Below are 25569 nucleotides of genomic sequence, written 5' to 3' on the forward strand. Positions count from 1 at the left end.
GGCGCGGCGATGGTGATGGTCATGCCGCCCTACCACGGCGCGACCTTCCGCGTGCCCGAGGAACAGATCCACGCGTTCTATGCCGTGCTGTCCGACGCGATCGGCATTCCGATCATGATCCAGGACGCGCCGGCCAGCGGCACGGTGCTCTCGGCGCCGTTCCTTGCGCGCATGGCGCGCGAGATCGAACAGGTGTCGTACTTCAAGATCGAGACGCCCGGGGCCGCGTCCAAGCTGCGCGAACTCATCCGCCTGGGCGGCGACGCGGTCGAAGGGCCGTGGGACGGCGAAGAGGCGATCACCCTGCTGCCGGACATGGACGCGGGAGCGACCGGCGCCATGACGGGCGGCGGCTTCCCGGACGGACTGCGGCCGATCATCGACGACTACCTGGCCGGGCGCCGCGCGCAGGCCATCGCGGGCTACGAGCGCTGGCTGCCGCTGATCAACATCGAGAACCGCCAGTGCGGGCTGCTGGCCGCGAAGGCGCTGATGAAGGAAGGCGGCATCATCGCCTGCGAGGCGCCGCGCCATCCCTTCCCGGCGCTGCATCCGGCCAGCCGCTCGCTGCTGATCGAAACCGCCGCACGGCTGGACGCGCTGGCGCTGCGCTGGGCGCGCTGACCGCCGGGCCCACCGGGTCGGGCCATGCCCCAGAATGCGGGATCCAACGTCCCGCCACCTGAAGACATGCCACGCATCTGGATCGACACCGACCTGGGCTTCGACGACCTCGCCGCCGTATTGACGGTCCTGCACACGCCGCCGTGGGGTGTCGAGGGCATGTCGCTCGTCGCGGGCAATGCGCCGCTCGAAGTGGTGGTGGACAACGCCTTGCGCGCGGCCGCCTTCTTCGGCTGGGGCTTTCCGATCCACGCGGGCTGCGCCCGGCCGCTGGCCGGCGAACTCGTCACGGCGCAGAACATCCTCGGCGCCGATGCCATGGTCTCGGCCGGCCGCAGCCTGCCCATGGCGCGCGCGGCGCTGGCCTCCGGCGATGCGGTGGCCGCGCTCATCGACCATCTCGCCGCCGCGGCCGAGCCCGCCACCGTGCTGGCGCTGGGGCCGCTCACCAACATCGCGACCGTGCTGCGGGCGCGGCCCGACCTGGCGGCGCGCATCGGGCAGCTCATGTGGATGGGCGGCAGCGCCGGGCCGGGCAACCACACGGCGGCGGCGGAATTCAACGCCGCCGTCGACCCCGAAGCCATCAACGTGGTCCTCGATGCCGGCGCGCCCCTGCGCATGGTCGGTCTCGATGCCTGCCGCCAGGTGCGCGTGCACGCGGGCGATGCCCAGGCGCTGCGCGCCATCGGCTCCGACAAGGCGCAGGTGCTGGCCGACCTGCTGCTCGGCTACGTGCGCATCGCCAGCCCCGACGGCAGCCTGCCGATGGCGCTCTACGACCCCACCGCCGCCGCCGCGCTGGTCGCGCCCGAAGGACTGGTCTTCCGGCCGGCCCACGTGGTGGCCGAATGCAAGGGCGAGCACACCCGCGGCATGACGGTGGTCGAGTGGCGCGTGCCCCGGCGTACCACGGCCAACGCGCAGGTGGCGAGCCTGGCCGACGAGGCCCAGCTGCGCCGGGTGGTGCTGGACGCGCTCGCCGCCTGCGCCTCGGCCCCGGGCTGATCAGCCGCGCGGCACCCAGCCCTCGGGCACGGCCTTCAGCAAGGGGCTCTCGAAGACGCCGACCACCCGCGCGGCGCGTTCCGCGCCCAGCCTTTCGGCCCACCGCCGGCCCTGCAGCATCGCGACGCCGCAGCCCACCACATGGCCGCCGAGCGACTCGATCAGGTCCCATGCCGCGAGCAGCGTGGTGCCCGTGCTGATCGTGTCGTCGACCAGCACCAGCCGCCGGCCTTCGATCAGGGGGCGCAGATGGGGATCGAGGTAGATGCGCTTGCCGAGCACGGGCGAGGTGATCGAATGCACCGGCGCGGACAGCGCCTCCTCGTACCAGAACTTGCGCGAGTAACCCATCGGGACGTAGCGGCTGTGGCCCAGCGCCCGCGCCACCACGGGCGCCAGCGCGAGGCCCAGCGTGGGCAGGCCGATCACGAGTTCGGGCCCCAGCGCCGACAGGCGCGCCGCCAGCATCGCGCCCAGCGTCTCGACCACGTCCAGCGCCGCGTGGTTGAGCAGCAGCGAAGCCACCGCGTACGCCGGCTCGCTCGCGAGCTGGCGGATCGGCAACATGAGCACGCGGCCGTCGGGCAGGCGTGCCGGATAGCCGAACTGCCAGGGCGGATCGAGCCGGTCGACCGCATCGGCCGCGACGATGTGCTGCCAGTAGCCTGTGGTGGGTTCGGTGAAGTGGTGGGTCATCATGGGGCTCCGTTCGGCGCGAACTGGCGTGAGGGATCGGGAACCGGCGTGGCCGCCAGCAGCCGCCGGGTGTAGGGATCGCGCGGCGCGTTCAGCACCGCGTCGGCATCGCCGCTTTCCACCACGCGGCCCTGGTGCATCACCATCACGCGGTCGGCCATCGCGCGCACCACGCCCAGGTCGTGCGTGATGAAGAGGTAGGCGAGCTGGCGCTCCCGCTGCAGGTCGAACATCAGCTTGAGGATCTGCGCGCGCACCGAGACGTCGAGCGCCGACACCGGCTCGTCGGCGATGATCAGCGCCGGGTTCGACGCCAGCGCGCGCGCGACGCCCACGCGCTGGCGCTGGCCGCCCGAGAGCTCGTGCGGCAGCCGGTGCCGGAAATGCGCGGCCGGCAGGCCGACCTGCTCCAGCAGCGCATCGACTTCCATCGCCGCCGCGCGGGCATCGAGCCCGCGGTGATAGGTCAGCGGCAGCGCCACGCTCTGGCCGATGCTGCGGCGCGGATTGAGCGAGCCGCCCGTGTCCTGGAACACCACCTGCACCTCGCGGCGGAAGCTGCGCGCCGCCGGACCCGAGCGCGCCGCGATGTCCATGCCCTTGTAGAGGATCGTTCCCTCGCTCGGCGCCGAAAGCCCCAGCAGCATGCGGCCCAGCGTGGTCTTGCCGCTGCCGCTTTCGCCGACCAGCGCCAGCACTTCGCCGGCCTCGATCGACAAGGACACGCGATCCACCGCGCGCTGCATCTGCCGCTTGCGCAGAAGCCCGCCGCTGCCGCGCACGGGAAACAGCCGGCTCAGTTCGCGGGCCTCGATCAGGGGTGGGGTCATGGCCTGGCTCATGCGGATGCGGCCTCGCCGCGCCGCCAGGCGTCGGCGGCCATGGCTTCGTCGCTCAGGTGGCAGCGGTCGGCACCGCCGCCATGCGCGCGCGGCAGCGGCTCTGTGGTGTCGCAAAGGCCGGTACGCGCGATCGGGCAGCGCGGGTGGAAGCGGCAGCCGGCGGGCCAGTGCCCGGCGATCGGCACGCTGCCCGGAATCGAGAACAGCGAATGCGCGCGCGAACGCGGACTCAGGATGCTCCCGAGCAGGCCCTGCGTGTAGGGGTGGCGCGGCGCGGCGAACAGCGGCGCGACCGCGTTCGATTCGACGATCTGCCCCGCATACATCACGTGGACGCGCTGGCAGGTCTCGGCCACCACCGCAAGGTCGTGCGTGATCAGCAGGATGCCGAGGTCCAGCTCCTTGCGCAGGCGCGTCAGCAGCTTCAGGATGCCCGCCTGCACGGTGACGTCCAGCGCCGTCGTCGGCTCGTCGGCGATCAGCAGCGCGGGCCGCATCGCCAGCGCCGTCGCGATCAGGATGCGCTGGCGCATGCCGCCGGAGAGCTCGTGCGGATACTGGCGCGCGACCCGCGCCGCGTGGGGCAGCTCCATCAGGTCGAGCAGTTCGAGCACGCGCGCCTCCAGCCCCTCGGTGCGGCCGTGCGCGCGCAGCGGCTCGGCGATCTGGCGGCCGACCGGCATCAGCGGGTCGAGGTAGCTCGTCGGGTCCTGGAACACCATGCCCACGCGGGCCCCGCGCACCGCCCGCAGCCCGGCGGGCTCCATCGTCGCCAGATCGCGGCCCTCCAGCAGGATCTGCCCCGCCGCCACGCTCGCCAGCGGCGAGGGAAAGAGCCGCATCACGGCGAAGGCCGTCATCGACTTGCCCGAGCCCGATTCGCCCACGAGGCCCACCGCCTCGCCGCGGCGCACCGTCAGCGAGACGTCGTTGACCACGCGCAGCGCGCTCGCGCCCTGGCGGATGTCGACCGACAGGCCGCGCAGGTCGAGCAGGAGGTCTTCATTGCGCGCTTCGCTCACTTCGATCCCCCGCGCGGGTTCAGCGCGTCGTTGAGCGCATCGCCGAGCATGTTGAATGAGAGCACCGTCAGCGCGATCGCCAGCCCCGGAAAGGCCGACATCCACCAGGCGCTGCGCAGGTATTGCTGCGCGTCGTTGAGCATCGCGCCCCAGGACACGTGATTGGGGTCGCCCAGCCCGAAGAAGCTCAGGCTGGCCTCGATCAGGATCGCCATCGCGATGTCGAGCGAGCCCAGCACGATGATCGGCGCCGCCACGTTGGGCAGGATCTCGCGCGCGATGATCGCGCCATGGCCCATGCCCGCCACGCGCGCCGCGTCGACGAACTGCGATTGCGCCAGTGTCGCGACCGAGGCGCGCACCACGCGCGCGAGCTGCGGCCAGGAGAGCGCCGCGATCACCACGATCATCTTGAACACGCTGGTGCCGAAGAGCGCGATCACGATCAGCGCCACCACGAAGCGCGGCAGCGTCTGGAAGAACTCGGCGATGCGCATCAGCACCGTGTCGAGCCAGCCGCCGAAGTAGCCCGCCAGCGCGCCCGCGATCACGCCCGCGACGACCGCGCACATCGCGCTGAAGACACCGACGGTGAGCGAGATGCGCGTGCCGTAGACCACGCGCGCCCAGATGTCGCGGCCCAGGTCGTCGGTGCCGAGCCAGTGGCCGGGCGAGAGCGGTTCGAGCAGCGAGCTGTCGCCGCCGCCGAGCGGGTCATACCCCGTGACCAGCGGCGCGAACACCGCCAGCGCGAGCAGCAGCACGAGAAAGGCCAGCGCCAGCACCGTCGTCGGCCGCCGCAGCAGGCGCCGCCGGAAGCCGGCCTTGACGAAGGGTGTGCCCACCGCGGGCGTGGCGATCGGGGTCAGCGTGGCTTCGTTCATGCGCGTTCGATCCGGGGGTCGATCAGCCGATGCACGATGTCGGTGAGCAGGTTCGCGATGACGACGGTGACCGACACCATCAGCAAGATCGCGAGCATCACCGGATAGTCGCGCCTGGAGATCGATTCATAGAGCAGGCGCCCGATGCCGGGCCAGGCGAACACGGCCTCGATCAGCGCGGAGCCCGCGAGCACGAAGCCGACGTTGTAGCCGATCACGGTCAGCACCGGCGCGGCGGCATTGCGCAGGGCGTGCACCACCACCACCGTCCACTCGGAGGCGCCGCGCGAACGCGAGGCGAGGATGAAGTCGGCATTCATCACCTCCAGCATCGCGGCGCGCGTGATGCGCGTGATCAGCGTCAGGTAGCGCAGCGACAGCGCGAAGGCCGGCAGCGCGAGGTAGGACAGGTGCTGGACGAAGCCCTCGAAGCCCGGCAGCGCGCCGCGCACCGGGTTGTTGCCTTGCGAGGGCAGCCATCCCAGCCCGATCGCGAACACCAGGATCAGCAGCTGACCGAGCCAGAAGTCCGGAATGGCGTAGCCGGCCGAGGAGACGCCCTGGATCGCCGAGTCGACCAGCCCCCGCCCCGAACGCGTGGCGGAACGCGCCGCGACGACGCCGAACACGATCCCCATCACGCTCGCGAAGCCGAGCGCGGTCATGGTGAGTTCGAGGGTGGCGCCCAGGCGCTCGATGATCAGCGACGCCACCGGCTGCTGGTTGGCGAACGAATAGCCGAAGTCGCCCCGGACCACCTTGGCCAGATAGCGCAGCAGCTGGACCCACACCGGCTGGTCGAGCCCGAACTCGCGGCGCATCTGCGCGAGGTATTCGGGCGGCGCGGGAAAGTCGCCCACCAGCAGCGTGATCGGATCGCCCGGCGTGAAGGCGATCAGCAGGAAGTTCAGCACCACCACCGCGAGCAGCAGCGGAACGGCGTGCAGCAGGCGGCGCAGGATGAAGGCGGCCATGTCAGCGGACCGTCGCTCGGCGCGCGGGGCTCATCAGTCGGCGCGCTTCACGCCGGCCCATTGGTCGCGCGCGTCGAGCGCCGGGAACACGCCGCTGAGCTTCCGGCTCGCCGTGTCCACCGTCTCCTCGTCGAACAGCACCAGCGTCGGCAGATCCTCGTTGAGGATCACCTGGAGCTCCCTGTAGAGCTTCGCCCGCCGATCGCGATCGGTCGCCGTGGCGGCCTGGCCCAGCAGTTCGTCGACCTTGGGGTTCGAATAGCCGCTCGCGTTGGTGTTGGGCGCGGTGCCGGTGTAGGTGTTGTAGAGCCGCGTGTAGCCGATGGCCGGATCGCCGGCGGAGAAGTAGGAGCCCAGCATCAGGTCGTAGTCGCGCTTGGCGAAGACGCGGTCGTAGTAGACCGAGCGCTCCAGCGGCTCGAGCTTGACCTCGAGGCCGACCTGGCGCAGGTTGTCCTGGATGATCTGCGACTGCGAGCGCATCTGCGCGCGGCTGACGTCGAAGGGCATGCGCACCGTCGCGCCGCCGGGCTTGACGCCGGCCTTCTCGAACAGGGCCCTGGCGCGTGCCGGATCGAGGGGGTACTTCTTCGCGTAGCTCACCTCCTCGTTGAAGAGCCACTTGAAGCCGTCGCCGAAGGCGCCCGCGCCGGGCCGGGCGATGCCGTTCATCACCTGCTTGACCAGCCGCTGGCGATCGATCGCCAGCGCCGCCGCATGGCGCGCTTCCGGCTTCGAGAACAGCGGCGACCGCGTGTTGAACATCAGGAAGTACAGCGCCGGAATGTTCACGCCGCGGCGCGGCGCCAGGTTCTTGTCCGCCAGGATCCGTGGGACGTCGGGCTTGGGCGTGTAGAAGTCGAGCAGTTCGTCGACCTCGCCGGTCTGCAGGGCCGGCACCCGGTTGGCGGCCTGCGGAATGATCTGGAAGATGATCGATTCGAGGAAGGGCTTGTCGCCGTCCCAGTACTGGTCGTTGCGCACGAGCTTGATGCTCGCGCCGTGCTTCCATTCGCCGAACTTGAAGGGCCCGGTGCCCACCGGCCTCTGATTGGCCGGGTTGGTGCCGATGTTGCCGCCTTCGTAGAGGTGGCGCGGCAGCATGGGCGCATCGAACACCGTCATCTGCGAGAGAAAGGGCGCGTAGGGCTTCTGCAGCCGGATCACGACGGTCAGCGCGTCGGGCGTGTCGACCTCCATGCCGAGGCCCTTGAACACCGGCGCCGCGCGCGGGTGCAGCTTGCCCACCACCTCGGTCAGCGTGAATTTGACGTCCGCGCTGCTGAAGTCCTTGCCGTCATGCCACTTCACGCCCTTGCGCAGGGTGAAGCGGTAGGTCTTGCCGTCGGGCGAGACCGTCCAGGCCGTGGCCAGCGAGGGCCTGGGGTTGTATTGCGGGTCGAGCCACACCAGCCCTTCGAGGATCTTGGCCGAGACGTCGCCGGCGGCGAAGTCGGTGGTGGTGCCGAGGTTCAGCGTCGGCGGATCGGCGTCGATCACCAGCACGGCGGTGCCCCTGCCGGTGGCGGCGCGGCCGTGGCGCGTGGTGGCCAGGCCGCCGGCCAGGGCGAGCGCGCCGAGGCTGAGCTGGCGCCGGGTGAGCAAGGGGAAGGAAGGGGCGCGGTGGGTGTCGGTGGTGTCGGTCATCGTGGGAAGAAGGCCATCGTGGGCGGACATTATTCGAAGCAATTTCGAGGCCATCGGGCCGCCTCCATTATTGGCGTGGAAAATGCGGCTCCAATGCAGCGTCAAGGCGGTTTCGATGATCTCCGTTCCCATCCACCCCGGCATCCAGGCCTCGACCGAGGAAATGGTCGGCCTGCGCCGGCAGATCCATGCCAACCCCGAACTGGGCTACGAGGAGTTCCAGACCAGCGACCTGGTCGCCGAGCGGCTGGCGCGCTGGGGCTATGCGGTGCACCGCGGCCTGGGCGGCACGGGCGTGGTGGGCACGCTCAAGCTCGGCAACGGCCCGAAGCGGCTGGGCCTGCGCGCCGACATGGACGCGCTGCCGATGACGGAGACCACCGGCCTTTCGTGGGCCAGCCGCAGCCCGGGCCGCATGCATGCCTGCGGCCACGACGGCCACACCGCCACCCTGCTCGCGGCCGCGCAGCTGCTGTCGGCCACGAGGAGCTTCGATGGCACGCTGCACCTGATCTTCCAGCCGGCCGAGGAAGGCCTGATGGGCGCGAAGCGGATGGTCGAGGAGGGACTCTTCGAGCGCTTCCCCTGCGACGCGGTGTACGCGTACCACAACGAGCCCGGCTTCCCGGCGGGGCAGTTCGGCTTCCTGCCGGGCGTGATCTACAGCGCGTCCGACACGGCCGTCATCACCATCGAGGGCAAGGGCGGCCACGGCGCGATGCCGCACACCACCGTCGACCCGGTCATGGTCGCGGCGCACTTGATCCTGGCGCTGCAGACGCTGGTCTCGCGCGAGGTCGACCCCAACGACATGGCGGTCGTCACGGTGGGCGCGATGAGTGCCGGCAAGGCCCCCAACGTGATCCCCGCCAGCGCCGAGCTCAAGCTGTCGGTGCGCGCACGCAAGCCGGCGGTGCGCGCCTTCCTGCGCGAGCGCATCATCGCCATGGCCCAGGCGCAGGCGGCCGTGCATGGCGCCACGGCGACGGTGGACTACCAATGGAAGCTGCCGCCCTGCGTGAACGACGAGGCGGCCACCGCCTTCGCGCGGCAGGTGGCGATCGCGTCGATGGGCGAGAAGGCGCTGATCCCGGACATGGCGCCGCTGCAGGCCAGCGACGACTTCGCGTTCATGCTCAACGCGGTGCCGGGCAGCTACTTCATCGTCGGCAACGGCGACGGCCGGCCCGGCAGCGGGCCGGGCTGCATGGTGCACAACACGGGCTACGACTTCAACGACGAGATCCTGCCGAGCACGGCGAGCTACTGGGTCGCGCTGGCGCAGGCCTATCTGCGCTGAGCGCGCACGCCCCTCAGAGCACTTGCTGCTCGGTCACCAGGAAGGCGGTGATCTCGGCCAGGAATGTCTTCGCATGGGCCATCGTCTCCTTGCCGGCTTGCGAAGCGAATGCCGCCTCCAGCGTCGAGGGGTTCTCGAACCAGAGTTCGACGATGCCGTCGATCGGCAAGTCGTCGTAGCCGCAGGGCCGCCCCTTCTCGCGTTCCCGCGCGACCACGACGTTCTGCCTGTACGCGCTGACGCCCGGCATCTTGCGGACAAGATCGCCGTGGACCGTCCATTCGCGGCGGAAGTCCTCCTCGCTGACGTCGGCACGCCGCTTCAGGGTCGAGATGCGCTTGAGCAGGCGTGCGCGCGCCTGCGCCCCGGGCACTTCGATGACCACGCGCTGCCGGGCGGTGACGATGTGCAGCCCCCCCAGGAAGTGCCGCTCGTCGGCGATGAGCTCCGCGGCGAGATCGCTGTCCTTGAACGCGTGGCTGGCCTGCCCCTCGTCGTCGAAGCACAGCTGCGAGAAGCCGTCGAAATCCCAAGGCCCGCGCGCGAAGTCGATGCCGCGCTGCAGTCGCTCGGTGACGGCGTTCTGCCAGTAGCCGCGCAGGCCGGGCGCGCGCGCGGCCAGCAGCGCGTGCCTGTCGCGCCAGTAAGACCTGAAGTCTTGCGTCGACCAATCGGACTTCTTGCGGATCAAGCCCATTCTCACGTTCATTGCGGTGTCTCCTGGTGGGTGTTCGATTCGATCCGGTCGGCTGCCGCCTGGGCGCGGGCGCGGGCAAGGCCCGGCGCGCGCTTGGCAAGCCACACGCCGTGCCGCACGGGCCAGCGCTCGTAGTCGGGGTCGACGCCCAGGGTCATCGCGGCGTGATGCGGCCAATAGGGGTCGAACAGGGCTTCGCGCCCGAGGGCGATCAGGTCGGCCTTGCCCTGCGCGAGCACCGCTTCGGCCTGGCGCGCATCGACGATCATCCCGACCGCCTGCGTCCTGACCTGGGCCTCGTGCCGGATCCGCTCCGAGAACGGCACCTGGAAGCCCAGCCCGCGCGGCACCGGCAGCGCGCGCGTCTCTTCGGTGAGGCCGCCCGACGAGCAATCGATGACGTCGACGCCGCACAGCACGAGTTCCCGCGCGAGGACGACCGAGTCCTCGAGACTCCATCCGCCCTCGCTGCCGTCGACGGCCGAGAGGCGGCAGAAGAGCGGCTTGCCCACAGGCCAGGCCGCGCGCACCTTGCGCGCGATCTCCAGGGCCAGCCGCATGCGCCCCGCGAGGTCGCCGCCCCATTCGTCGCCACGGAGATTCGAATGCGGGGACAGGAAGCTCGCGACCAGATAGCCGTGGCCGAAGTGAAGTTCCACGACGTCGAAGCCGGCCTTCCCGGCGCGCAGGGTCGCATCGACAAAGGCCTGCACGACCTTCGCGATGCCGTCGGCGTCCAGCGCCGCCGGCGCCGACCAGCCGGGCCCGGCCGGCAGCGCGCTGGGGCCCAGGCGCTCCCAGGGTTGCGCATCGGCAGCAAGGCGCGCCGGGCTCAAGGCCGCGCCGCCTTCCCACAAGGGCTGGCTTCCCGCCTTGCGCCCGGCGTGCGCCAGTTGAACGCCGATGGCCGCGCCGTTGGCGTGAACGAAATCGACGACGTCCTTCAACGGGTCGATCTGGCTGTCGTCCCACAGGCCCAGATCGGCCGTCCCGATGCGCCCGCGCGGATCGACGGCGGTGCTCTCGGTCAGGATCAGCCCCGCGCCGCCCAGCGCGAACTTGCCGAGATGCACCAGGTGCCAGGGCGTCGCCCGCCCGTCGATCGCCGCGTGCTGGCACATGGGCGAGATCACGATCCGGTTGTTCAGCACCAGTTCGCGCAGTTGAAGGGGCTGGAAGAGAAGAGCTTCGGTGGATGGCATGGCAAAGGGCCTGTGGATCAGCGAACGACAACCGGGCCGGCCGCGGGTTGCCGCGTGCCCAGGTAGGTGCCGCCCATCACGGCGAGAAAGCCGGCGAGGTGCCAGAGCGTCAGGCGCTCGCCAAGCAGCAAGGCGGCGAATCCGACGCCGAAGACCGGCACCCAGTAGAGAAAGACCGAGGTGCGCGCGACACCGATCCGCGCGATGGCGCGATTCCACACCAGGTTGGCAAGGGCCGAGGCCATCACACCCGAGAACAGGATGAGCGCCCAGGCGCGCCAACCCGGCAGGAGCGCCGCCGCGCCGGGCGTCGAAGCGTCCAGCACGGCATGCACCGAGAGCAGCAGGGAGCCGACGAGGTAGATCGCCCAGCTGATGGTGAGCGCATGAAGATCGCGGGCCAGGCGCTGGACGATCGCGCCGCCCGCGGCAAAACTGACCACCGCGGCCACCAGCATCAGGTCTCCCGCGCCGGCGCTCGAGAGACCCGCGCCCGGGTGGCTCAACACCACCGCCGCCACGCCGGCAAAGCCCAGCACGACGCCGAGCAGGCGCCGCGGGCTCAGCCGTTCGCGAAAGGCCAGCGCGGCGAGCAGGGCCGACACCAGCGGGCTCAAGGCCATGATCAGCGCGCCGTTGGTGGCCGTCGAACGCAGCAGGCCCTGCGCGAACAGGATCTGGTTGAGATACACCATCAGCAACGCGCAGACGACGATCGCGCCGCACTGGCGCACACTGAGCGAGGGCCACCCGCGGCCTTTCCAGCGCACGACGAGGCTCAGCGCGGCGCATGCCACGACCATTCGCAGCGCCGCCAGGGTCGCGGGATCGAAGGACGCCGTCAGGACCTTCACGGCCGCGACATTCAAGCCCCAGACGGCCATCGCCGCGACCAGTGTGGCCTGGACGGCGAAGGAATCCGGTTCGCGCGAGGACATCGCTCAGGCCTGCCCGAGTCGCCTGTGATGCCGTCCGACGAGCATCGCGAACGCGCCCGCCAGGAGCACGATCCCCAGCGCGGAAGATGCGAAGACCAGGGATGACGAGAAGCGGTCGACCATCCACGCGGCCCCGAGAATGCCCAGCGACTGCCCCAGGAACAGCACGCATGCGAACAGCGAGACAGCGGTGCCGCGCGCGGCGGGGGCCATCTGGGTTGCATGGGTCTGCAGGGTGTTGTGCAAGGCATAGAAGCCGAAGCCGGCCACCAGGCAGGCGGGCAGCGCCAGGAGCCATGTCGGCGCGAATGCGATGGTGGCGAACGCAAGGCCCATGCAGGCGCCACCCAGCCGCGCCAGGCCGCTTTCGCCGAAGCGGCTGAGCAATGCGCGGGCGCAGCGGCTGTACGACAGGCCACCGACGCCGTAGAGCGCGACGATCGCGCCGGCCGCCGGCATCGCCAGATCGAAGCTCGCATGCAAGTGGGTCGGAATGAAGGCGATCGCGCTGAAGGCCAAGGCGCCTTCGATGCAGGTGACGAGCAGCACCGTGCGTGCCCAGGGAAGCCGCAGCACGCCCAGCGCCCGGCTGGCGGCGCTTCCGGCGTCTGCCGATCCCGCTGGCGCAAGGCGGCTCGCCTGCCGGGTCAGCATCGTTCCGCAGATCAGGAAGACCAGCCCGAGGATGACGAACGCCGCTCGCCAGCCCCACAACTGCGCGACGAGTGCGCCGAGCCACTGGCCGCAGATCATGCCGAACACGGTCGCGCCGAGCAGCCTGGCCAGCACTTCCTGGCGAGCGTCATAGGGCACGCTGTCGCCGATCCAGGCCATCGTCAAGGGAATGATGCCGGCCGCCGCCATCCCCGACAGGACGCGGCTGGCCACCAGCCAGTCCAGACTGGGCGAGAAGGCCGCCGCCGCGCTGCCCAGCGTGCCGGCCAGGGTCGCAAGGCCGACCACGCGTGCCTTGCCGTGGCGATCGCCGAGCGGCCCGTAGAACAGCTGGAGCACGCCATAGGCCAGCGCGAAGCCGGAGATCGCGCTGGCCGCCCTCCCCGTGGTCGTCGAGAACTCCGAGGCCAGCAGGGGAAGCATGGCGTCGCAGACGCGCATGGAGGCCATGCTCGCGAACGCGCACGTGCCCAGCAGCCAGAGCATGCGCGAATGGACGGCCCGGGTGCTCATCGGCGCGGCATCGGCGCTTCAGCCTTCGAGCGTCTTCCACATTTCGATGTCGCGCTCCGCGGTCCAGATGCGCGGGTCGGCGTGCTGCGTCGCCTCGTCGTAGCAGCGCGTGACGTCGAAGGGCATGCAGTGGTCGAAGATCACCCAGTGGCCGTACTTGGGCTTCAAGGCGGCATAGGTGTCCTTGTAGACCGCGTTCAGGTCCTTGCCCGCGGCCACGCCCTTCTGCACGTTCCAGCTTGCCCAGCCACAGCGTCATTTTTCCGGTGAAGGTCATCGTGGGCCAGGTCAGGCCCGGCGGCACCGTCTCGACGTTCTGGAACAGGCGCGGGAAGCGGCCGATCTCGCTCGCCTTGTCCTGCTCGCCGCGCTCGACGATCAGGTCGCGCGTGTCCTGGCTGGCGATGATGTGCTCGGGCTTGTAGGCCRCCGCGCCCAGCACGCGCACGGCGTGGTAATGCGTCAGCACCACGTACCGGATCGGCTTGTCCGTCACTTCGCGGATGCGGCGCACGACGTCGGCGGCCATCGCCGGCGTGGCCTGGGTGTCGGCCACCAGCACGCAGTCGTCGCCGATGACGATGCCGGTGTTGGGGTCGCCTTCCGCCGTGTAGGCCCAGGCGTGCTCCGAGATCTGGCTGAAGGTGATCTTCTTCTCTTCGAGGTCGGCCTGGCTGGCGAATCGACAACAACGACCGCGCGCAGCGCGGCATCCAGAGCATCGAGGTGGGCGGCCAACTGCTGCGCGCCCTGGTGCACCACGGCCGGCCGATGGCGCTGAAGGATCTCGCGCGCGAGGCCGAGATGTCGCCCGCCAAGGCGCATCCCTACATGGTCAGCTTCGGCCGCCTCGGCCTGATCGAGCAGGACCGCATCAGCGGTCACTATCTGCTTGGGCCGCTCGCTTTGCAACTGGGGTTGATCAGTCTGCAGCAGGCCAACCCGGTGCATATCGCGACGCCGCTGATCGCCGAGCTGGCGCAGGAGATCGGGCAGACGGTGGCCATCGCCGTGTGGGGCGACCGCGGCGCGACCATCGTGCGCATCGCGGAGTCGCCGGCGCCGCTGCACGTGAACATGCGCCATGGCACGGTGTTCTCGCTGACCAACACCGCCTCGGGCAGGCTCTTCGGCGCCTATCTCGATCCGGAGGTCGTCAGGCAGTTGCTGGAGGAGGAGCGCCAGCGCGAGCACAAGCTTGCCGCCGACGCGCCGCGGCGCGGCATGCCGCCGGTGCAGCCGCTGCCGAGCTGGAGGCTGTTCGAGGCGCAACTGCGGGAGGTGCGCGCCAAGGGACTGAGCCGCTCCGAAGGCGAGATCCTGCCCGGCGTGAATGCCATGGCGGCGCCCGCCTTCGACCACACCGGCGCCATCGCGCTGGCCCTCGTTGCCATCGGACCGGCTGCCGTCCTCGACACGAAGTGGAACGGCGAGGTTGCGCGCGCCCTCAAGGCCTGTGCGGATCGGGTGTCGCAGCGGCTGGGCGCGACGGCTTCATCGCCTTGAGGCGCTCGATGCTTTCGGCCGGCCAATGGTCGCTGCGGCGGTAGTACTCCCGCATCGCCGGCGTGCCGGAAGGCAGGACGACCCAGGGCTGACGGGACATCGTGAAGATGTGGATGTCAGGCGGCAGGTGGTCCGGCTCGTCGAGCGTGCCCACGCGCACGAAGCTCACTGCCTCGCCGGCACCCGCGTAGTGGCTCCATAGCGCGATGTGGCAGCGGGTACAGCGCGCGATCTTCTGGCCCTTGCCGCTCAGGGACGGCGTCGGCACGAGTTCGAGCGCGTCCGCGCCCTGGAGCAGTTCGACGCGGTCGGCCTCGATCATCGCGTTCAGCGCGAAGGAAGCACCCGTCTCGCGCTGGCACCAGCGGCAATGGCAGCAGTGCACGAACAGAGGACGGGTCGTCATGCGGTAGCGCACCGCGCCGCAGGTGCAGCCGCCATCGAGCGGGAAAGGATCGACGCCCGCCGTGCTCACTTCGAGCGTCCGTCGTAATGCTGGACGGGGACCGCGTCGAGGTCGATGCCCTCCAGGCAGCGGATGTTGATGGCCGCCATCCGGCTGCCCCTCGGATCGGTGCCGTCCGCGTAGGGGTGGATGCCGCAGGTCTTGCAGAAATGGTGCTCGATGACGTGCTTGTTGAACAAGTAGGTGCCGAGATTCTCGCTCTGCGGCGTGAGCAGTTTCATCTGATCGCGCGGCACGAACCACAGCAGCGAGCCCTTCCGCTGGCACATGGAGCAGTTGCACGCCATGGCGCCCTTGAGCTCACCTTCCACCTCGAACGCGATGTTGCCGCAGTGGCAGCTTCCCTGGTATTTCATGCTTGCCTTCCTTTCATGCACGATGGGCCGAAGCGAGCAGCTTCAGTCCCAAGCCCATCATGACGGCACCGGCCACCCTGTCAGCCCAGGCCTTGCAGCGGAGGTAAGTCCTTTGAGGCCCCGTGGAGGACAGCGCCAGTGCGACCAGCGCATACCAGCCGGTTTCGAGCATGAAGACGATGGCCACGATGCTCATGTCGAAGGCGAGCGACGTCGACGGAGGCAGGAAGGCAGCGAAGACGCTGGCGTAGACGATGGCGGTCTTGGGATTGCTGATCTGCGTGGCCCATCCGAGGAGCACGGCGCGCGCGGGGGTGCGGTTCCCGCGGCCTCGCTCGGGTGACGCATCCGTCAGTGCCAGCGGCTGCGTCGCGCCCCTCCAGATGCGCAAGCCAAGGTACGCGAGATACAACCCGCCCGCCACTTTCAGAATGAAATACAGCGTGGGGATCGCCAGAAGAAGACCCTGCAGCCCCGCCAACGCGGCGACGGCGAAACAGGCCCCACCGATGCCCATTCCGAGGGCGGCCGCGACACCCTGGGCGCGCGACAGCGAGACGGCGGTGCGGGCCACCATCACGAAGCTGGGCCCCGGACTCATGACACCGACGGCCAGCGCACCCGCGATGCCCAGGAGGGGAAGTGTTGCTTGCATGGCGCAACGATAGCCGAATCCGCCCCGCCCGCGCGGCTCGCGTCAGGCCATGAATCCGATGTCCTTTGGGTAGTCGATGCCGTTCACCGTGCCGCCGAAGTTGTGGAGGTTCGGCAGGATGCCCGGCAGGTCGGCGTCCGGCACGCCGAACCACTTGGCGAGCGTCGCGCCGTACTGGTCGACCGATGTCGTGGGAATCAGCCGACCCTGGCCCACGTGACCGTCATAGCCTGCCAGCTTCGAGTCATTGTTGATGCTGACCACTTGCGGAGTGCCGTAGAGCTGCTTGCCCTTGACGGCGCCGCCCACGATGAAATGGTGGCCGCCCCAGCCGTGGTCCGAGCCGTCGCCGTTGGAGGCCAGCGTGCGGCCGAAGTCGGAGGCGGTGAAGCTCGTGACCTTGTCGGCCATGCCCTGCGCGACCATCTGGCGGTGGAACGCGGCCAACCCGTCGCTGAGCTGCTGCATCACGCTGGCCTGGCCGGCGATCAGGTTGTCATGCAGGTCGAAGCCGCCCATCGAGACGAAGAACACCTGGCGCTTGGCGCCCAGCCCGCTGCGGCCGCGGATGATGCGCGCGACCATCTTCAGCTGGCTCGCCAGGCCGGTGTTGAGGCCGGCGAAGGTGTCGGTGGCCAGGGTAGCCGGCGCGATCGCCGCGGTGACGGTGGTTTCCGCATCGACCGAGCGCTTGGTCACGCGGTTGTATTCGTTCTCCAGCGTATGGCTGCGTGCTTCCTGCACGAGTTGCGCCATCGCGGCCTTGACCGCGGTCGAGCCGTACACGCTGGAGCCCTTCACGCTGTTGATGCCGACCGCGCCGCCCGTGCTCACCTGGTATTGCAGCGCGGTATCGCCCGACAGGAACACCGTGTTGCCCGCGACCGAGATGCAGGTGAAGAGCGAATTGGTGTTCTGCGAGAGCATCACGTCGCCGAGATTGCCGCCCCAGCCGATGGTGGAGCCCTCAGGCGATGACGATTGCCAGGTCGACTGCTGGTCGTTGTGCGAGAACAGCTTGGGCGGCTGCGGGTAGAGCCTCTTGTTGCTGTTGTTGTACTGGTCGCGCGTGAGCGGCACCACCAGGGGGCCGACGTTGAGCTGCACGGCCACCTTGCCGTCGGTGTTGAAAAGCCCGGCCAGCTGCGTCATCGACGGATGCAGCGCGTACTGCCGGCCATTGGCGAGCGGGGTGGTGGGCGTGAGCAGCGTGGCCGCGAGATCGGCCTTCGCGATCGCGATGCCGCCGGAAGCCTGCGGCACGCGGATCGTGCTGTAGGCGTTGTAGCTGAGATCGTCGTAGGTAACGACGGTGTTCGCATAGTCGTTGCCGCCGAACATGAAGACGCAGACCAGCGCCTTGTAGTCGTCGCCGGAGGCGGCCTGGGCGGCGGCCTCGCCCATCGCGGCGAGGTTGAGCGCGAAGGGCAAGGCGGTGCCCGCCATGGCGAGCTGGCCGGAACGGCGCAGGAAGGCACGGCGGGTGTGGGCTGCGGGGTCGATCAGGTGCATCGCGCGCTCTCCTACTTCTGGATCAGGTATTGGGGCGAGGCCATCACCATCAGCACGGCCGCGTAGACGCGGTTGAGCTTCGCGGCGTCGGTGCTCGTGGCGGTCAGCGCCGGCGTCGCGAGCGCGCCGGTGATGAGCGCCACCGTGGCGGCGGAAAGCTGGTTGCCGGTGAGCAGGAGGTTCAGCCGCCGGACCAGCGCGGCCGGGTCGAGCGCGAGCGCGAGTTCGCTCGCGTAGGTGGCGTTCACATCCTTGGTGTTCTTCGGCAGCGCAGCCTGCATGTAGTTGAGGTAGCCGCCCACGCTCGTTTCATTGACGAGCTGGAACTCGGGCGCGACCATCTTGGCGCTGGCGATCGCTGTCGAAGGCGGCACGTAGCCGGGTCGGAAGTAGTTGAAGACCGAGGGCGAGCGCAGCGGGCTCTGGCCCAGCTGGTCGTTGGGGCGCGAGAGGTCGCCGATCTTCCAGTTGCCGGTCGCCGACGCGGCGCCGCAGGTGCGCGCCCATTGCACGAAACGCAGCATCGGTTCGCGCAGGCGTCCGAAGTTCATGTCGGCGAGGGAGGCCGGGCTGCGCGCTTCGTTGTCGAGCAGTACGGCGGCGAAGACGCTCTTCATGTCGCCGCGCACGCCCGCGCCGTTGTTGGAGAAGACGTCCGCCACGCGCTTCACGTAGGCCGCGCTGGGGTTGCTGGTCACGAGACGCTGGATCAGCTGCTTGCAGATGAAGGGGCCGACGTTGGGATGATTGAACAGCGCGTCGAGCGCGATCTTGAGCGCGGCCTTGCCCTCGGTGCCGGCCGGCACGGTGGTGCCCAGGAAGCTGGCCTGCAGCGTCGAGTGCCGGGAGGCATTGAGCGTCATGGGCCGCTGGGTCCAGGCGTTGCTCTCGAGCGTGTAGGTGGCGCCGGGTGGCGTGAAGGCGCCCGCGGTGCCGCTCTGCTCGGCGGCGCGGATGTCGAGGTCGTAGCCGGTGAAGACGCGCGCCAGATTGGTGACGTCGTCCAGCATGTAGCTGTCGAGCGGCGTGCCGTCGGCGGCGGTCTTGAGGGTGCCGTCGGCGTTGAGCTGGTAGAGCCCGATGGTCATGAGTTGCATGACCTCGCGCGCGTAGTTCTCGTCCGGCTGGCGGCCCTGCGCGTTTTCCTTCTGGTTGCCCCGGGTGTTGAGGTAGTAGCCCATCGCCGGATTGAGCGTCACGTCCTCCAGCAGCTGGCGGAAGTTGCCGGTGACGCCCTTGACCAGCGTGTCCCAGTACTGGGCCATCATGAGATCGGGCCAGTTGGAGCCGATGCCGCTGGCCGAGACCACGAAGATCTCGCTGAGAACGAGCGCCATGCGCTTGCGCATGCCGTCGGGCGAGGTCATGAGCTGGTTCCAGATCATGTCGTCGGTGAAGACGGTGTTGTAGGGCTTGCTCGAGAGCCACTCCCAGCCAGTCTGGCCGGGCGGGCCGTCGACCTGCTGTCCGAGCCACGGCAGATAGCCCTGGGCGCGGACCGCGGCGATGTCGGCGTCCGACGCGCCGAACTGCGCCTGCAGGAGAAAGCGCGCGGCTTCGTCGTCGGTCTTGGCCTGCGTGTAGACGTAGGTCTGCGCGGTAGGCGTGCTTTGCAGTGCGGTCAGCGATCCGGCCGGGGTCAGTCCGCTGGCGCCAACCACGCCACCGCCGCTGCCACCGCCGCCGCCGCAAGCAGCGAGCGCCGCGGACGCCGCCACTGCGGCTGCCAGGGCCTGGGCGCTGTGGGGCGAAGCCGCCATCCGACCCGCGCGCGTTTCGTCCGCGCGCACCAATTCCTCGGCCACTTCGGCGGGGCCGCTTGCGATTTCTTCGACCATGGATTCCTCACTCCTCGGCGCTCAGGCGCCATTCTTTCGAAGGCAAGCGCCATGCCTGGGATTCGCCGGGTCCGAAGGCGTCCAGGAATGAAAAACAAGACAACAAGTGTTAGATGATGTGACTTTTTTCGTCACATCGATGCCACCGGTCCTTGCCGGTGACGCGGAATGTCGTTCAGGCCTTGGCGGCTTCGAGCGCGTCGCGGGTCCGGACGGCCTCCCGGCGGGCTGCGTCGGCGAAGTCGTCGCCGGCCGAGGCATAGCAGATCGCGCGCGAGGAATTGACGACGATGGGCGCGTCGGCGCGCCATCCCGCGCGCACAGTGGCCACCGCGTCGCCGCCCTGGGCGCCGATGCCGGGAATGAGCAGCGGAACCGTGGGCGCCAAAGCCCGGACACGCTCGATCTCGGCCGGGTAGGTGGCGCCGACCACGAGGCCGAGTTGCCCGTTCACGTTCCATGGCCCCTGGGCGAGCCGTGCGATGTGCTCGTAGAGGAAAGGTTCGCCTTCGACGCTCGCGAGGCGCTGACCCTGCAGGTCGGCTCCGCCAGGATTGCTGGTCCGGCACAGCAGGAAGGCGCCCTTGCCCGGGTGACGCAGGTAGGGCTCGACCGAGTCGAAGCCCATGAAGGGCGACAGGGTGACGGCATCGGCGCCATAGCGCTCGAAGGCTTCGCGTGCGTACTGCTCGGCGGTCGAACCGATGTCGCCGCGCTTGGCGTCGAGGATCACGGGCACGTGCGGCGCGTTGCGGCGCAGGTGCTCCATGAGCTGCTCCAACTGACCCTCGGCGCGATGGGCGGCGAAGTAGGCGATCTGAGGCTTGAAGGCGATGGCAAGGTCGGCGGTGGCGTCGACGATGCGCGCACAAAAGTCGTAGATCCTGCTGGCATCGTCCTTGAGGTAGGCCGGGAATTTCGTCGGTTCGGGGTCGAGGCCGACGCACAGCAGCGAGCCGTTTTGGCGCTCGGCGGCGCGCAGCTTGTCCAGAAAGGTCATGCCGGGAATTCTAGGCGGCGGCCGTCCACCGCCACCCGGTGCGTTCAACCCGTGCGGAGCAGCTGCTCGGCGGCCAGGCACAGGTCGGCCCAGGCGCGCGCCTTGTCGGCCGGGTTGCGCAGCAGGTAGGCCGGGTGGTAGGTCGCGATGACGGGCAGATCCGGGATGTCGGGCGCCAGGGCCAGCCGCGCCGCCTGACCGCGCAGCTTGCCCAGCGGCTCGCCGCTGCGAAGCAGGCTTTGCGCCGCCAGCGGGCCCATCGCCAGCACGACGCGTGGCGCGAGCGCTGCCACCACCTCGGCGAAGCTCTCGACGATGGGGCGCGGGCTCCCGGGTTGACCCGAGGCCACGCCGCGGTGCGTGCGCATCAGGTGCACGCTGGTTTCGCCGGCGTGCAGTTGCAGCGCGCGCAGCATGTTGTCGAGCAGCCGGCCGGCGTCGCCCGCGAAGGGTTCGCCATGACGGCCGTCGAGTTCGGGCGGCATGTCGGCAACGACCAGCCAGCCGCCGCTGGCGGGACCTTCCTCGCCGTAGAGCCGACGGGATGCCTCGATCAGGATCGCCGCGCCGTGCGAGGGCATCGCGACGGGCGAGCGGGCCGCCGGGGCCGCGACCGGAGCGGGCACGAGCGTGGGAGGGGGCGCGATGACTTGTGCGGCGACGGCCACCACGGCAACGGCGGGCTCGGCGACAGGCGCCTGCGCCCGAGGCTCGGCGGCCTGCGCGACCTCCCCGACCGGCCACCAGACCTTGACACCCATTTCATCGAGCATGGCGCGTTGGCGCGCATCCAGGTTCATCGTTCCCGCGTTCATTTCAATGCACCCCATGCGCTGTTCGATTCGTTGAGCCGCAGGCTCATCACAACGGCGTCCTCGCGGCCGTTGCCGAGCGCGGGATAGTAGCCCTTGCGCACGCCGACGCGGCGAAAGCCGTTGCGCTCGTAAATAGCGAGCGCACGCAGGTTGCTGGCGCGCACTTCGAGCCACAGCCACTGGGCATCCTGGCCGCGCGACCAGCCCGCCAGCGCCTCGAGCATCAGGGGCGCCCAGCCCTGGCCCTGGAAGGGCGGCGCGACCGTGAGATTGAGAAGGTGAACCTCATCGACGCCTTTCATGGCGACGAAATACCCGATCATGGTTTCGTCGCCGGTGCGAGCCGCGGGCCGGCCCCACAACGCGCGCGCACCGCCCGGCGGCAGCTGCTCGGCGTCGAAGGCAGGCACTACGAGGCACTGGCAGTGATAGCCAGCCGCCAGCGAATCGGTGAAGTTGGCCGCAGTCCAGGGATGGGTGAAGGCGGTTTTTTCGATTGCGCACACCGCCGGAATCCGCTCGATGGTGATCGGTTCCAAACGCGCTTCGCGCGGCTGCTGAAGGACTGCACTCATGATTTGATGGCGGCCGCGGCCTTGATGGCTGCGCGCTCCTCGGTGGTCTGCGCCACTTTATCGCGAACGTAAAGCGGCCATGCCTCGGCGGGCGCGACGGTGCGGCCGGCAGCAAGCAATTCAGGGGCCAGCCGCAGCAGGGCCGTGGCGGTCGGCAGGACTTCATGCCGCGCAGCAGCTGGAGGCAGCCGGTCGCCGTAGGCGGCGAAGGCATTGCCGGCCAGGGCCCAGCCGGGAGGCACGGCGAGTTGCTCGGGCGCGAGGAGTTCGGCCTCGCCCGCGCCGGCATCGCCGAAGTCGTAGCGCGCGGCGTAGACCTGGTCCATCCTCGCATCGAGCACGGCCACCACGCGCGCGCTGCCGAAGCGGTGGCGCGCCTCTTCGGCCACGGCGTGCAGGGTGTCGATGGGCAGCAGCGGCACGCCGGCGCCGTAACCCAGGCCCTGAGCGACCGCGCAGGCCGTACGCAGCCCGGTAAAGGAGCCCGGGCCGCGTCCGAAGGCGATGGCGTCGAGTTCGGCGAGCTTCAGCCCCGCATCGGTCAGCAACTGCAGGATGAACGGGATCAGCGTCGCCGAGGAAGCCGCGCCGCCGGCGCCGTTGTGTTCGAGCAGCCTGTCGCCATGGCGCACCGCGATCGAGAGCGCCTCGGTGCTGGTGTCGAAGGCCAGGAGCTTAATCATCGCCAGGATTATCGAGGGGCGGCAGGCGCTGCGCAGCAAAGGGCCAACGAAAGCTTCCAGCCCGACGGCGGCCCGGATAATCGCCCGATGCCCCTTGCCCCGCACATCGCCATGCGCCGAGCCCGTCGCGCGATCTCTTTCGTCCTGCTCCTGAGCGCCATGGCCTGGACGGGCGCCAGAGCCCAGGGGCTGCCGAACGAAGTCGACGCCGCGCTGGCCCGCGCCAAGGTGCCGCGCGATGCCGTGACGATGCTGGTGGCCGATGCCGACGGCGTGCGCGCGCCCCGGCTCGCGTGGCGCGCGCAGGTTCCGGTCAATCCGGCCTCGATCATGAAACTCGTCACGACCTATGCGGCGCTCGATCTCCTGGGGCCCGCCTTCACCTGGACCACGCCGGTGTATGTCGACGGCCCGGTACGCAACGGCGTGCTGGAAGGCAACCTCTACATCCAGGGCCAGGGCGACCCGAAGCTGGTGCTCGAGCGCCTCTGGCTGCTGCTGCGCCGCGTGCAGGGGCTGGGCATCCACGCCATCAACGGCGACATCGTGCTGGACCGCAGCGCGTTCGAGGTGGCTGAATCCGATCCGTCCGCCTTCGACGGCGAGGGCCAACGGCCCTACAACGCGGCGCCCGACGCGCTGCTGATCAACTTCAAATCGGTGGTGATGACCTTCGTGCCGAACCGCGACACGCAAACCGCGCAGGTCAATTTCGAGCCCGCCCTGAGCGGCGTGGCCACCCAGGCCACGGTGCCGCTCTCCAGCGGCGACTGCGGCGACTACCGCGCCGCGCTGGCGCCCGCTTTCACCGACCCGGCGCGCATGAGTTTCGCGGGCAGTTATCCGGCGGCCTGCGGCGAGAAGGTGTGGGCGGTCGCCTATTCGGACCCGCGCAGTTATGCGGCGCGCGCCGTCGGCGGGATGTGGGCCGAGATGGGTTCGAAGCTCAAGGGCCAGGTGCGAGAAGGCCGCGTGCCGCCCGATCTCAAGCCGGCCTTCGAGGCGGCATCGCCGCCGCTGGCCGAGGTGATCCGCGACATCAACAAGTACAGCAACAACGTGATGGCGCAGCAGCTCTTTCTCACGCTCGGGCTGCAGCAGCAGAAGCGCGGGACGGTCGAAAGCGCGCGCGCCACGGTGCGCCAGTGGTGGAACGACCGCATCGGTACCGGCGAAGGCCAGCCGTTGCTGGACAACGGCTCGGGATTGTCGCGCGAGGAGCGCATCAGCTCGGCGGCGCTCGCGAAGATGCTGCAGGTGGCCTGGCGCTCGCCCGTGATGTCCGAACTGATGTCCTCCCTGCCCGCGTCGGGGGTCGACGGCACGCTCAAGAAGCGCGCACTGCGCTCGGGCGGATCGGCGCACCTCAAGACGGGCTCCCTGCGCGATGCGGCGGGCGTGGCCGGCTATGTGGACGGCGCCAGCGGCCGGCGCTATGTGGTGATCGCGATCGCCAACCATGGCAATGCCGGGGCCGCGCGGCCGGCCTTCGATGCCCTGGTCGACTGGGCGGCGCGGGACAACTGAGGCCGGCGGTCACGGGCGCGACTTCTGTGACGGATCGGGGCGGGATTTCCCTGGGCTGGCTTCGAAAGGCACGGGCCTAGGATCGTGCGGCTGTTCAAGAACCACAACAACTGCATGGAGGCATTCATGAAGTGTCTGTATCTTCTCGGCGCCGTCGCGACGGCGGCCCTGCTGGCTTCCTGCGGCGGGGGTGGCGATAACGGCAGCGCGGGGCCGGTCACCGGCTTCCTCAAGGAGCCGGCGGCGACCCTTGCCACGGTGACGGCCGCCCAGATCGACGCGAGCACGGCGGCCAGCGGTCTGCAGGCCCTCGCCGGCAAGGCCAAGTGCGACGTCAAGCTGATCTCGCTCAACTACGCCACCCTCGGGCCGAAGTCCGAATTCACGAACGCTTCGGGCGTGCTGCTGGTGCCGACCGGCACCTGCACCGCCGAAGCGCCGCTGATCGCCTACGCCAAGGGCACGGATCTGCAGAAGCCACGCACACTGGCCAATGCCCAGGACCCCGAAACCCTCCTGCTGATGGCGATGTATGCCGCCCAGGGCTACGCGGTGGTCGCCACCGACTACCTGGGCTATGCGAAGTCGAGCTTTCCCTATCACCCGTACCTGCACGCCGATTCCGAGGCGCGCTCGGTGCTGGACTCGATCCGGGCCGCGCGGTTCGCGTTGCTCGGAACGGACTCGAAGCTGTCGGGCAAGATCATGATCACCGGCTATTCGCAGGGTGGGCACTCGTCGATGGCGGCGCAGCGCGCGGCCGAGCGAGACAACGCCACGGAGTTCAACGTGGTGGCCGGCGCCCACCTTGCGGGGCCTTACAACCTCTCGGGCTCCTTCAAGCTCACGCAGGCGATCCTGGGCTATCAGTTCTTCGTCCCCTTCCTGGTCACGTCGTACCAGAAGGTGTACGGGGACGTCTACGCCGACGTCAACGTCGCCTTCAAGCAGCCTTATGCCGCAACCATCGAGAACCTGTTGCCCAGCCCGACCCTGAACGCCGCGACCCTGGTGTCGACCGGCGCGCTGCCGGGCGCCCATGGCGAAACGCCGAACCAGGCGCGCGATGCCCTGTTCCAGCCCGCCTTCCTGCTGGACGTGCAGACCAACAACAACAACGCCCTCTACAAGGATGCGCAGAAGAATGATTTGTTCGGCTGGAGCCCGCGCGCCGCAACACTGTTGTGCGGCGGAGCCGGCGATCCGACGGTGCCTCCCTCGGTGCACATGGTGCCGATGAAGGCCGACTTCGACGCGCGCGGCGTGAAGACGGTGTCGACGGTCGATGTCGACGCGCAGATCCAGGCGACCTACGGGCCGGGCGGCGTGGCGCCGACCGACCCGACTTCGGCGGCCTATGCCACCTACTTCGGCTCCTACCACGGCACTTACGAGCCGCCCCTCTGCCACGCCAATGCGCGGGCGCTCTTCGACAGGCTGAAATAAGCTAAGCCCCAGGCTTGCCCACTTCGTGTGGCCGCCTCCCCCTTGCAGGGGGCAATACCGGCGGCCCGGCGAAGCCGGTTCCGCGGTATTTCTGGGATGAACTCCCGGCGTGCGCTGGGGCCCTGGTCGCCCCCTGCAAGGGGGAGGCGTCTACGCGAAGGGAGTAAG

25 protein-coding genes and 1 pseudogene are annotated in these 25569 nt (G+C 69.5%); 6 read left to right on the forward strand and 20 right to left on the reverse strand.

The annotated features are described in order from the left end of the window. Both AC1DNF_RS33025 and AC1DNF_RS33030 read left to right on the forward strand, forming a co-directional pair. A partial coding sequence (locus tag AC1DNF_RS33025; RefSeq protein WP_478152884.1) for a dihydrodipicolinate synthase family protein occupies positions 1–624 on the forward strand: 624 nt, incomplete at its 5' end. Positions 625–690: 66 nt separating this feature from the next. Continuing rightward, positions 691–1632 (forward strand): nucleoside hydrolase, encoded by a 942-nt coding sequence (locus AC1DNF_RS33030; RefSeq protein WP_478152885.1) that lies wholly within the window; start codon positions 691–693, stop codon positions 1630–1632. Here AC1DNF_RS33030 and AC1DNF_RS33035 read toward each other — a convergent pair whose 3' ends face one another. From AC1DNF_RS33035 to AC1DNF_RS33060, 6 genes are read right to left on the reverse strand one after another with little or no spacing between them, the layout of a single operon-like run. After that, complete coding sequence (locus AC1DNF_RS33035; protein ID WP_478152886.1) at positions 1633–2328, reverse strand: phosphoribosyltransferase; 696 nt, start codon at positions 2326–2328, stop codon at positions 1633–1635. Then, complete coding sequence (locus AC1DNF_RS33040) at positions 2328–3158, reverse strand: ATP-binding cassette domain-containing protein (RefSeq protein WP_478152887.1); 831 nt, start codon at positions 3156–3158, stop codon at positions 2328–2330. Before AC1DNF_RS33040 ends, AC1DNF_RS33035 begins: the two co-directional genes overlap by 1 nt. Positions 3159–3166: 8 nt before the next feature. After that, positions 3167–4192 carry an ABC transporter ATP-binding protein gene (locus AC1DNF_RS33045; protein ID WP_478152888.1) on the reverse strand — a complete coding sequence of 342 codons (1026 nt, stop codon included), beginning with the start codon at positions 4190–4192 and terminating at the stop codon, positions 3167–3169. Then, positions 4189–5076: an ABC transporter permease gene (locus AC1DNF_RS33050; RefSeq protein WP_478152889.1), complete on the reverse strand. Its 888-nt coding sequence runs from the start codon at positions 5074–5076 to the stop codon at positions 4189–4191. The genes AC1DNF_RS33045 and AC1DNF_RS33050 overlap by 4 nt, the downstream gene beginning before the upstream one ends. Then, positions 5073–6050, reverse strand: coding sequence for an ABC transporter permease (locus AC1DNF_RS33055; protein ID WP_478152890.1), 978 nt, complete (start codon positions 6048–6050; stop codon positions 5073–5075). The genes AC1DNF_RS33050 and AC1DNF_RS33055 overlap by 4 nt, the downstream gene beginning before the upstream one ends. Before the next feature lie 33 nt (positions 6051–6083). Beyond that, a complete protein-coding gene (locus AC1DNF_RS33060; RefSeq protein ID WP_478152891.1) occupies positions 6084–7697 on the reverse strand; it encodes an ABC transporter substrate-binding protein in 1614 nt (537 codons plus the stop codon). 115 nt (positions 7698–7812) lie between these two features. Between AC1DNF_RS33060 and AC1DNF_RS33065 the strand changes: the two genes are divergently transcribed. Then, positions 7813–8997, forward strand: a complete 1185-nt coding sequence (locus AC1DNF_RS33065) for a M20 aminoacylase family protein (RefSeq protein WP_478152892.1) — start codon at positions 7813–7815, stop codon at positions 8995–8997. 13 nt (positions 8998–9010) lie between these two features. Here the strand turns inward: AC1DNF_RS33065 and AC1DNF_RS33070 are convergent, their stop codons facing one another. The 5 genes and pseudogenes from AC1DNF_RS33070 to AC1DNF_RS33090 form a co-directional block, all read right to left on the reverse strand. After that, entirely contained in the window at positions 9011–9706 is a 696-nt protein-coding gene (locus tag AC1DNF_RS33070) for an EthD domain-containing protein (RefSeq protein WP_478152893.1), read from the reverse strand. After that, entirely contained in the window at positions 9703–10896 is a 1194-nt protein-coding gene (locus tag AC1DNF_RS33075; RefSeq protein ID WP_478152894.1) for an NADH:flavin oxidoreductase/NADH oxidase, read from the reverse strand. Before AC1DNF_RS33075 ends, AC1DNF_RS33070 begins: the two co-directional genes overlap by 4 nt. A gap of 17 nt (positions 10897–10913) precedes the next feature. Next, positions 10914–11834 carry a DMT family transporter gene (locus AC1DNF_RS33080; protein ID WP_478152895.1) on the reverse strand — a complete coding sequence of 307 codons (921 nt, stop codon included), beginning with the start codon at positions 11832–11834 and terminating at the stop codon, positions 10914–10916. Positions 11835–11837: 3 nt separating this feature from the next. Further along, positions 11838–13022, reverse strand: coding sequence for an MFS transporter (locus AC1DNF_RS33085; RefSeq protein WP_478152896.1), 1185 nt, complete (start codon positions 13020–13022; stop codon positions 11838–11840). Positions 13023–13040: 18 nt separating this feature from the next. Then, positions 13041–13671, reverse strand: a pseudogene (locus tag AC1DNF_RS33090) (MBL fold metallo-hydrolase). A gap of 77 nt (positions 13672–13748) precedes the next feature. Here AC1DNF_RS33090 and AC1DNF_RS33095 point away from each other — a divergent pair. Further along, entirely contained in the window at positions 13749–14528 is a 780-nt protein-coding gene (locus AC1DNF_RS33095) for an IclR family transcriptional regulator (protein WP_478152897.1), read from the forward strand. Here the strand turns inward: AC1DNF_RS33095 and AC1DNF_RS33100 are convergent. From AC1DNF_RS33100 to tsaB, 9 genes are all read right to left on the reverse strand, one after another. Further along, positions 14470–15003, reverse strand: coding sequence for a GFA family protein (locus tag AC1DNF_RS33100; protein WP_478152898.1), 534 nt, complete (start codon positions 15001–15003; stop codon positions 14470–14472). The genes AC1DNF_RS33095 and AC1DNF_RS33100 overlap by 59 nt on opposite strands. Beyond that, the gene (locus AC1DNF_RS33105) at positions 15000–15350 is read right to left on the reverse strand and encodes a GFA family protein (protein WP_478152899.1); all 351 of its coding nucleotides are present in this window, start codon (positions 15348–15350) and stop codon (positions 15000–15002) included. The genes AC1DNF_RS33100 and AC1DNF_RS33105 overlap by 4 nt, the downstream gene beginning before the upstream one ends. Positions 15351–15363: 13 nt before the next feature. Further along, complete coding sequence (locus AC1DNF_RS33110; RefSeq protein WP_478152900.1) at positions 15364–16005, reverse strand: LysE family translocator; 642 nt, start codon at positions 16003–16005, stop codon at positions 15364–15366. A 42-nt stretch (positions 16006–16047) separates the two neighbouring features. Continuing rightward, positions 16048–17517: a DUF1501 domain-containing protein gene (locus AC1DNF_RS33115; RefSeq protein ID WP_478152901.1), complete on the reverse strand. Its 1470-nt coding sequence runs from the start codon at positions 17515–17517 to the stop codon at positions 16048–16050. Positions 17518–17528: 11 nt separating this feature from the next. Continuing rightward, entirely contained in the window at positions 17529–19355 is a 1827-nt protein-coding gene (locus AC1DNF_RS33120; RefSeq protein ID WP_478152902.1) for a DUF1800 domain-containing protein, read from the reverse strand. Positions 19356–19530: 175 nt separating this feature from the next. Next, entirely contained in the window at positions 19531–20355 is an 825-nt protein-coding gene (pyrF, locus tag AC1DNF_RS33125) for an orotidine-5'-phosphate decarboxylase (protein WP_478152903.1), read from the reverse strand. Between the two features lie 44 nt (positions 20356–20399). Next, positions 20400–21170, reverse strand: a complete 771-nt coding sequence (locus AC1DNF_RS33130; protein ID WP_478152904.1) for a uracil-DNA glycosylase — start codon at positions 21168–21170, stop codon at positions 20400–20402. Beyond that, entirely contained in the window at positions 21167–21745 is a 579-nt protein-coding gene (locus tag AC1DNF_RS33135) for a GNAT family N-acetyltransferase (protein ID WP_478152905.1), read from the reverse strand. Before AC1DNF_RS33135 ends, AC1DNF_RS33130 begins: the two co-directional genes overlap by 4 nt. Then, on the reverse strand, positions 21742–22428 hold the full coding sequence (tsaB, locus tag AC1DNF_RS33140) for a tRNA (adenosine(37)-N6)-threonylcarbamoyltransferase complex dimerization subunit type 1 TsaB (protein ID WP_478152906.1): 687 nt from the start codon (positions 22426–22428) through the stop codon (positions 21742–21744). The genes AC1DNF_RS33135 and tsaB overlap by 4 nt, the downstream gene beginning before the upstream one ends. A gap of 87 nt (positions 22429–22515) precedes the next feature. Between tsaB and dacB the strand changes: the two genes are divergently transcribed. Further along, positions 22516–23955, forward strand: a complete 1440-nt coding sequence (dacB, locus tag AC1DNF_RS33145; protein ID WP_478152907.1) for a D-alanyl-D-alanine carboxypeptidase/D-alanyl-D-alanine endopeptidase — start codon at positions 22516–22518, stop codon at positions 23953–23955. Positions 23956–24081: 126 nt separating this feature from the next. Next, positions 24082–25401 (forward strand): lipase family protein, encoded by a 1320-nt coding sequence (locus tag AC1DNF_RS33150; RefSeq protein WP_478152908.1) that lies wholly within the window; start codon positions 24082–24084, stop codon positions 25399–25401. Positions 25402–25569 lie beyond the last annotated feature (168 nt).

The sequence above is a fragment of the Variovorax sp. 01T432 genome (genome assembly GCF_056398605.1).

Coding starts and splice junctions, on each gene's coding strand:
- AC1DNF_RS33030 (WP_478152885.1), top strand. CDS start 691: ATGCCACGCATCTGGATCGACACCGACCTGGGCTTCGACGACCTCGCC.
- AC1DNF_RS33035 (WP_478152886.1), bottom strand. CDS start 2,328: ATGACCCACCACTTCACCGAACCCACCACAGGCTACTGGCAGCACATC.
- AC1DNF_RS33040 (WP_478152887.1), bottom strand. CDS start 3,158: ATGACCCCACCCCTGATCGAGGCCCGCGAACTGAGCCGGCTGTTTCCC.
- AC1DNF_RS33050 (WP_478152889.1), bottom strand. CDS start 5,076: ATGAACGAAGCCACGCTGACCCCGATCGCCACGCCCGCGGTGGGCACA.
- AC1DNF_RS33055 (WP_478152890.1), bottom strand. CDS start 6,050: ATGGCCGCCTTCATCCTGCGCCGCCTGCTGCACGCCGTTCCGCTGCTG.
- AC1DNF_RS33060 (WP_478152891.1), bottom strand. CDS start 7,697: ATGACCGACACCACCGACACCCACCGCGCCCCTTCCTTCCCCTTGCTC.
- AC1DNF_RS33065 (WP_478152892.1), top strand. CDS start 7,813: ATGATCTCCGTTCCCATCCACCCCGGCATCCAGGCCTCGACCGAGGAA.
- AC1DNF_RS33070 (WP_478152893.1), bottom strand. CDS start 9,706: ATGAACGTGAGAATGGGCTTGATCCGCAAGAAGTCCGATTGGTCGACG.
- AC1DNF_RS33075 (WP_478152894.1), bottom strand. CDS start 10,896: ATGCCATCCACCGAAGCTCTTCTCTTCCAGCCCCTTCAACTGCGCGAA.
- AC1DNF_RS33080 (WP_478152895.1), bottom strand. CDS start 11,834: ATGTCCTCGCGCGAACCGGATTCCTTCGCCGTCCAGGCCACACTGGTC.
- AC1DNF_RS33085 (WP_478152896.1), bottom strand. CDS start 13,022: ATGAGCACCCGGGCCGTCCATTCGCGCATGCTCTGGCTGCTGGGCACG.
- AC1DNF_RS33105 (WP_478152899.1), bottom strand. CDS start 15,350: ATGAAATACCAGGGAAGCTGCCACTGCGGCAACATCGCGTTCGAGGTG.
- AC1DNF_RS33110 (WP_478152900.1), bottom strand. CDS start 16,005: ATGCAAGCAACACTTCCCCTCCTGGGCATCGCGGGTGCGCTGGCCGTC.
- AC1DNF_RS33115 (WP_478152901.1), bottom strand. CDS start 17,517: ATGCACCTGATCGACCCCGCAGCCCACACCCGCCGTGCCTTCCTGCGC.
- AC1DNF_RS33120 (WP_478152902.1), bottom strand. CDS start 19,355: ATGGTCGAAGAAATCGCAAGCGGCCCCGCCGAAGTGGCCGAGGAATTG.
- pyrF (WP_478152903.1), bottom strand. CDS start 20,355: ATGACCTTTCTGGACAAGCTGCGCGCCGCCGAGCGCCAAAACGGCTCG.
- AC1DNF_RS33130 (WP_478152904.1), bottom strand. CDS start 21,170: ATGAACGCGGGAACGATGAACCTGGATGCGCGCCAACGCGCCATGCTC.
- AC1DNF_RS33135 (WP_478152905.1), bottom strand. CDS start 21,745: ATGAGTGCAGTCCTTCAGCAGCCGCGCGAAGCGCGTTTGGAACCGATC.
- tsaB (WP_478152906.1), bottom strand. CDS start 22,428: ATGATTAAGCTCCTGGCCTTCGACACCAGCACCGAGGCGCTCTCGATC.
- dacB (WP_478152907.1), top strand. CDS start 22,516: ATGCCCCTTGCCCCGCACATCGCCATGCGCCGAGCCCGTCGCGCGATC.
- AC1DNF_RS33150 (WP_478152908.1), top strand. CDS start 24,082: ATGAAGTGTCTGTATCTTCTCGGCGCCGTCGCGACGGCGGCCCTGCTG.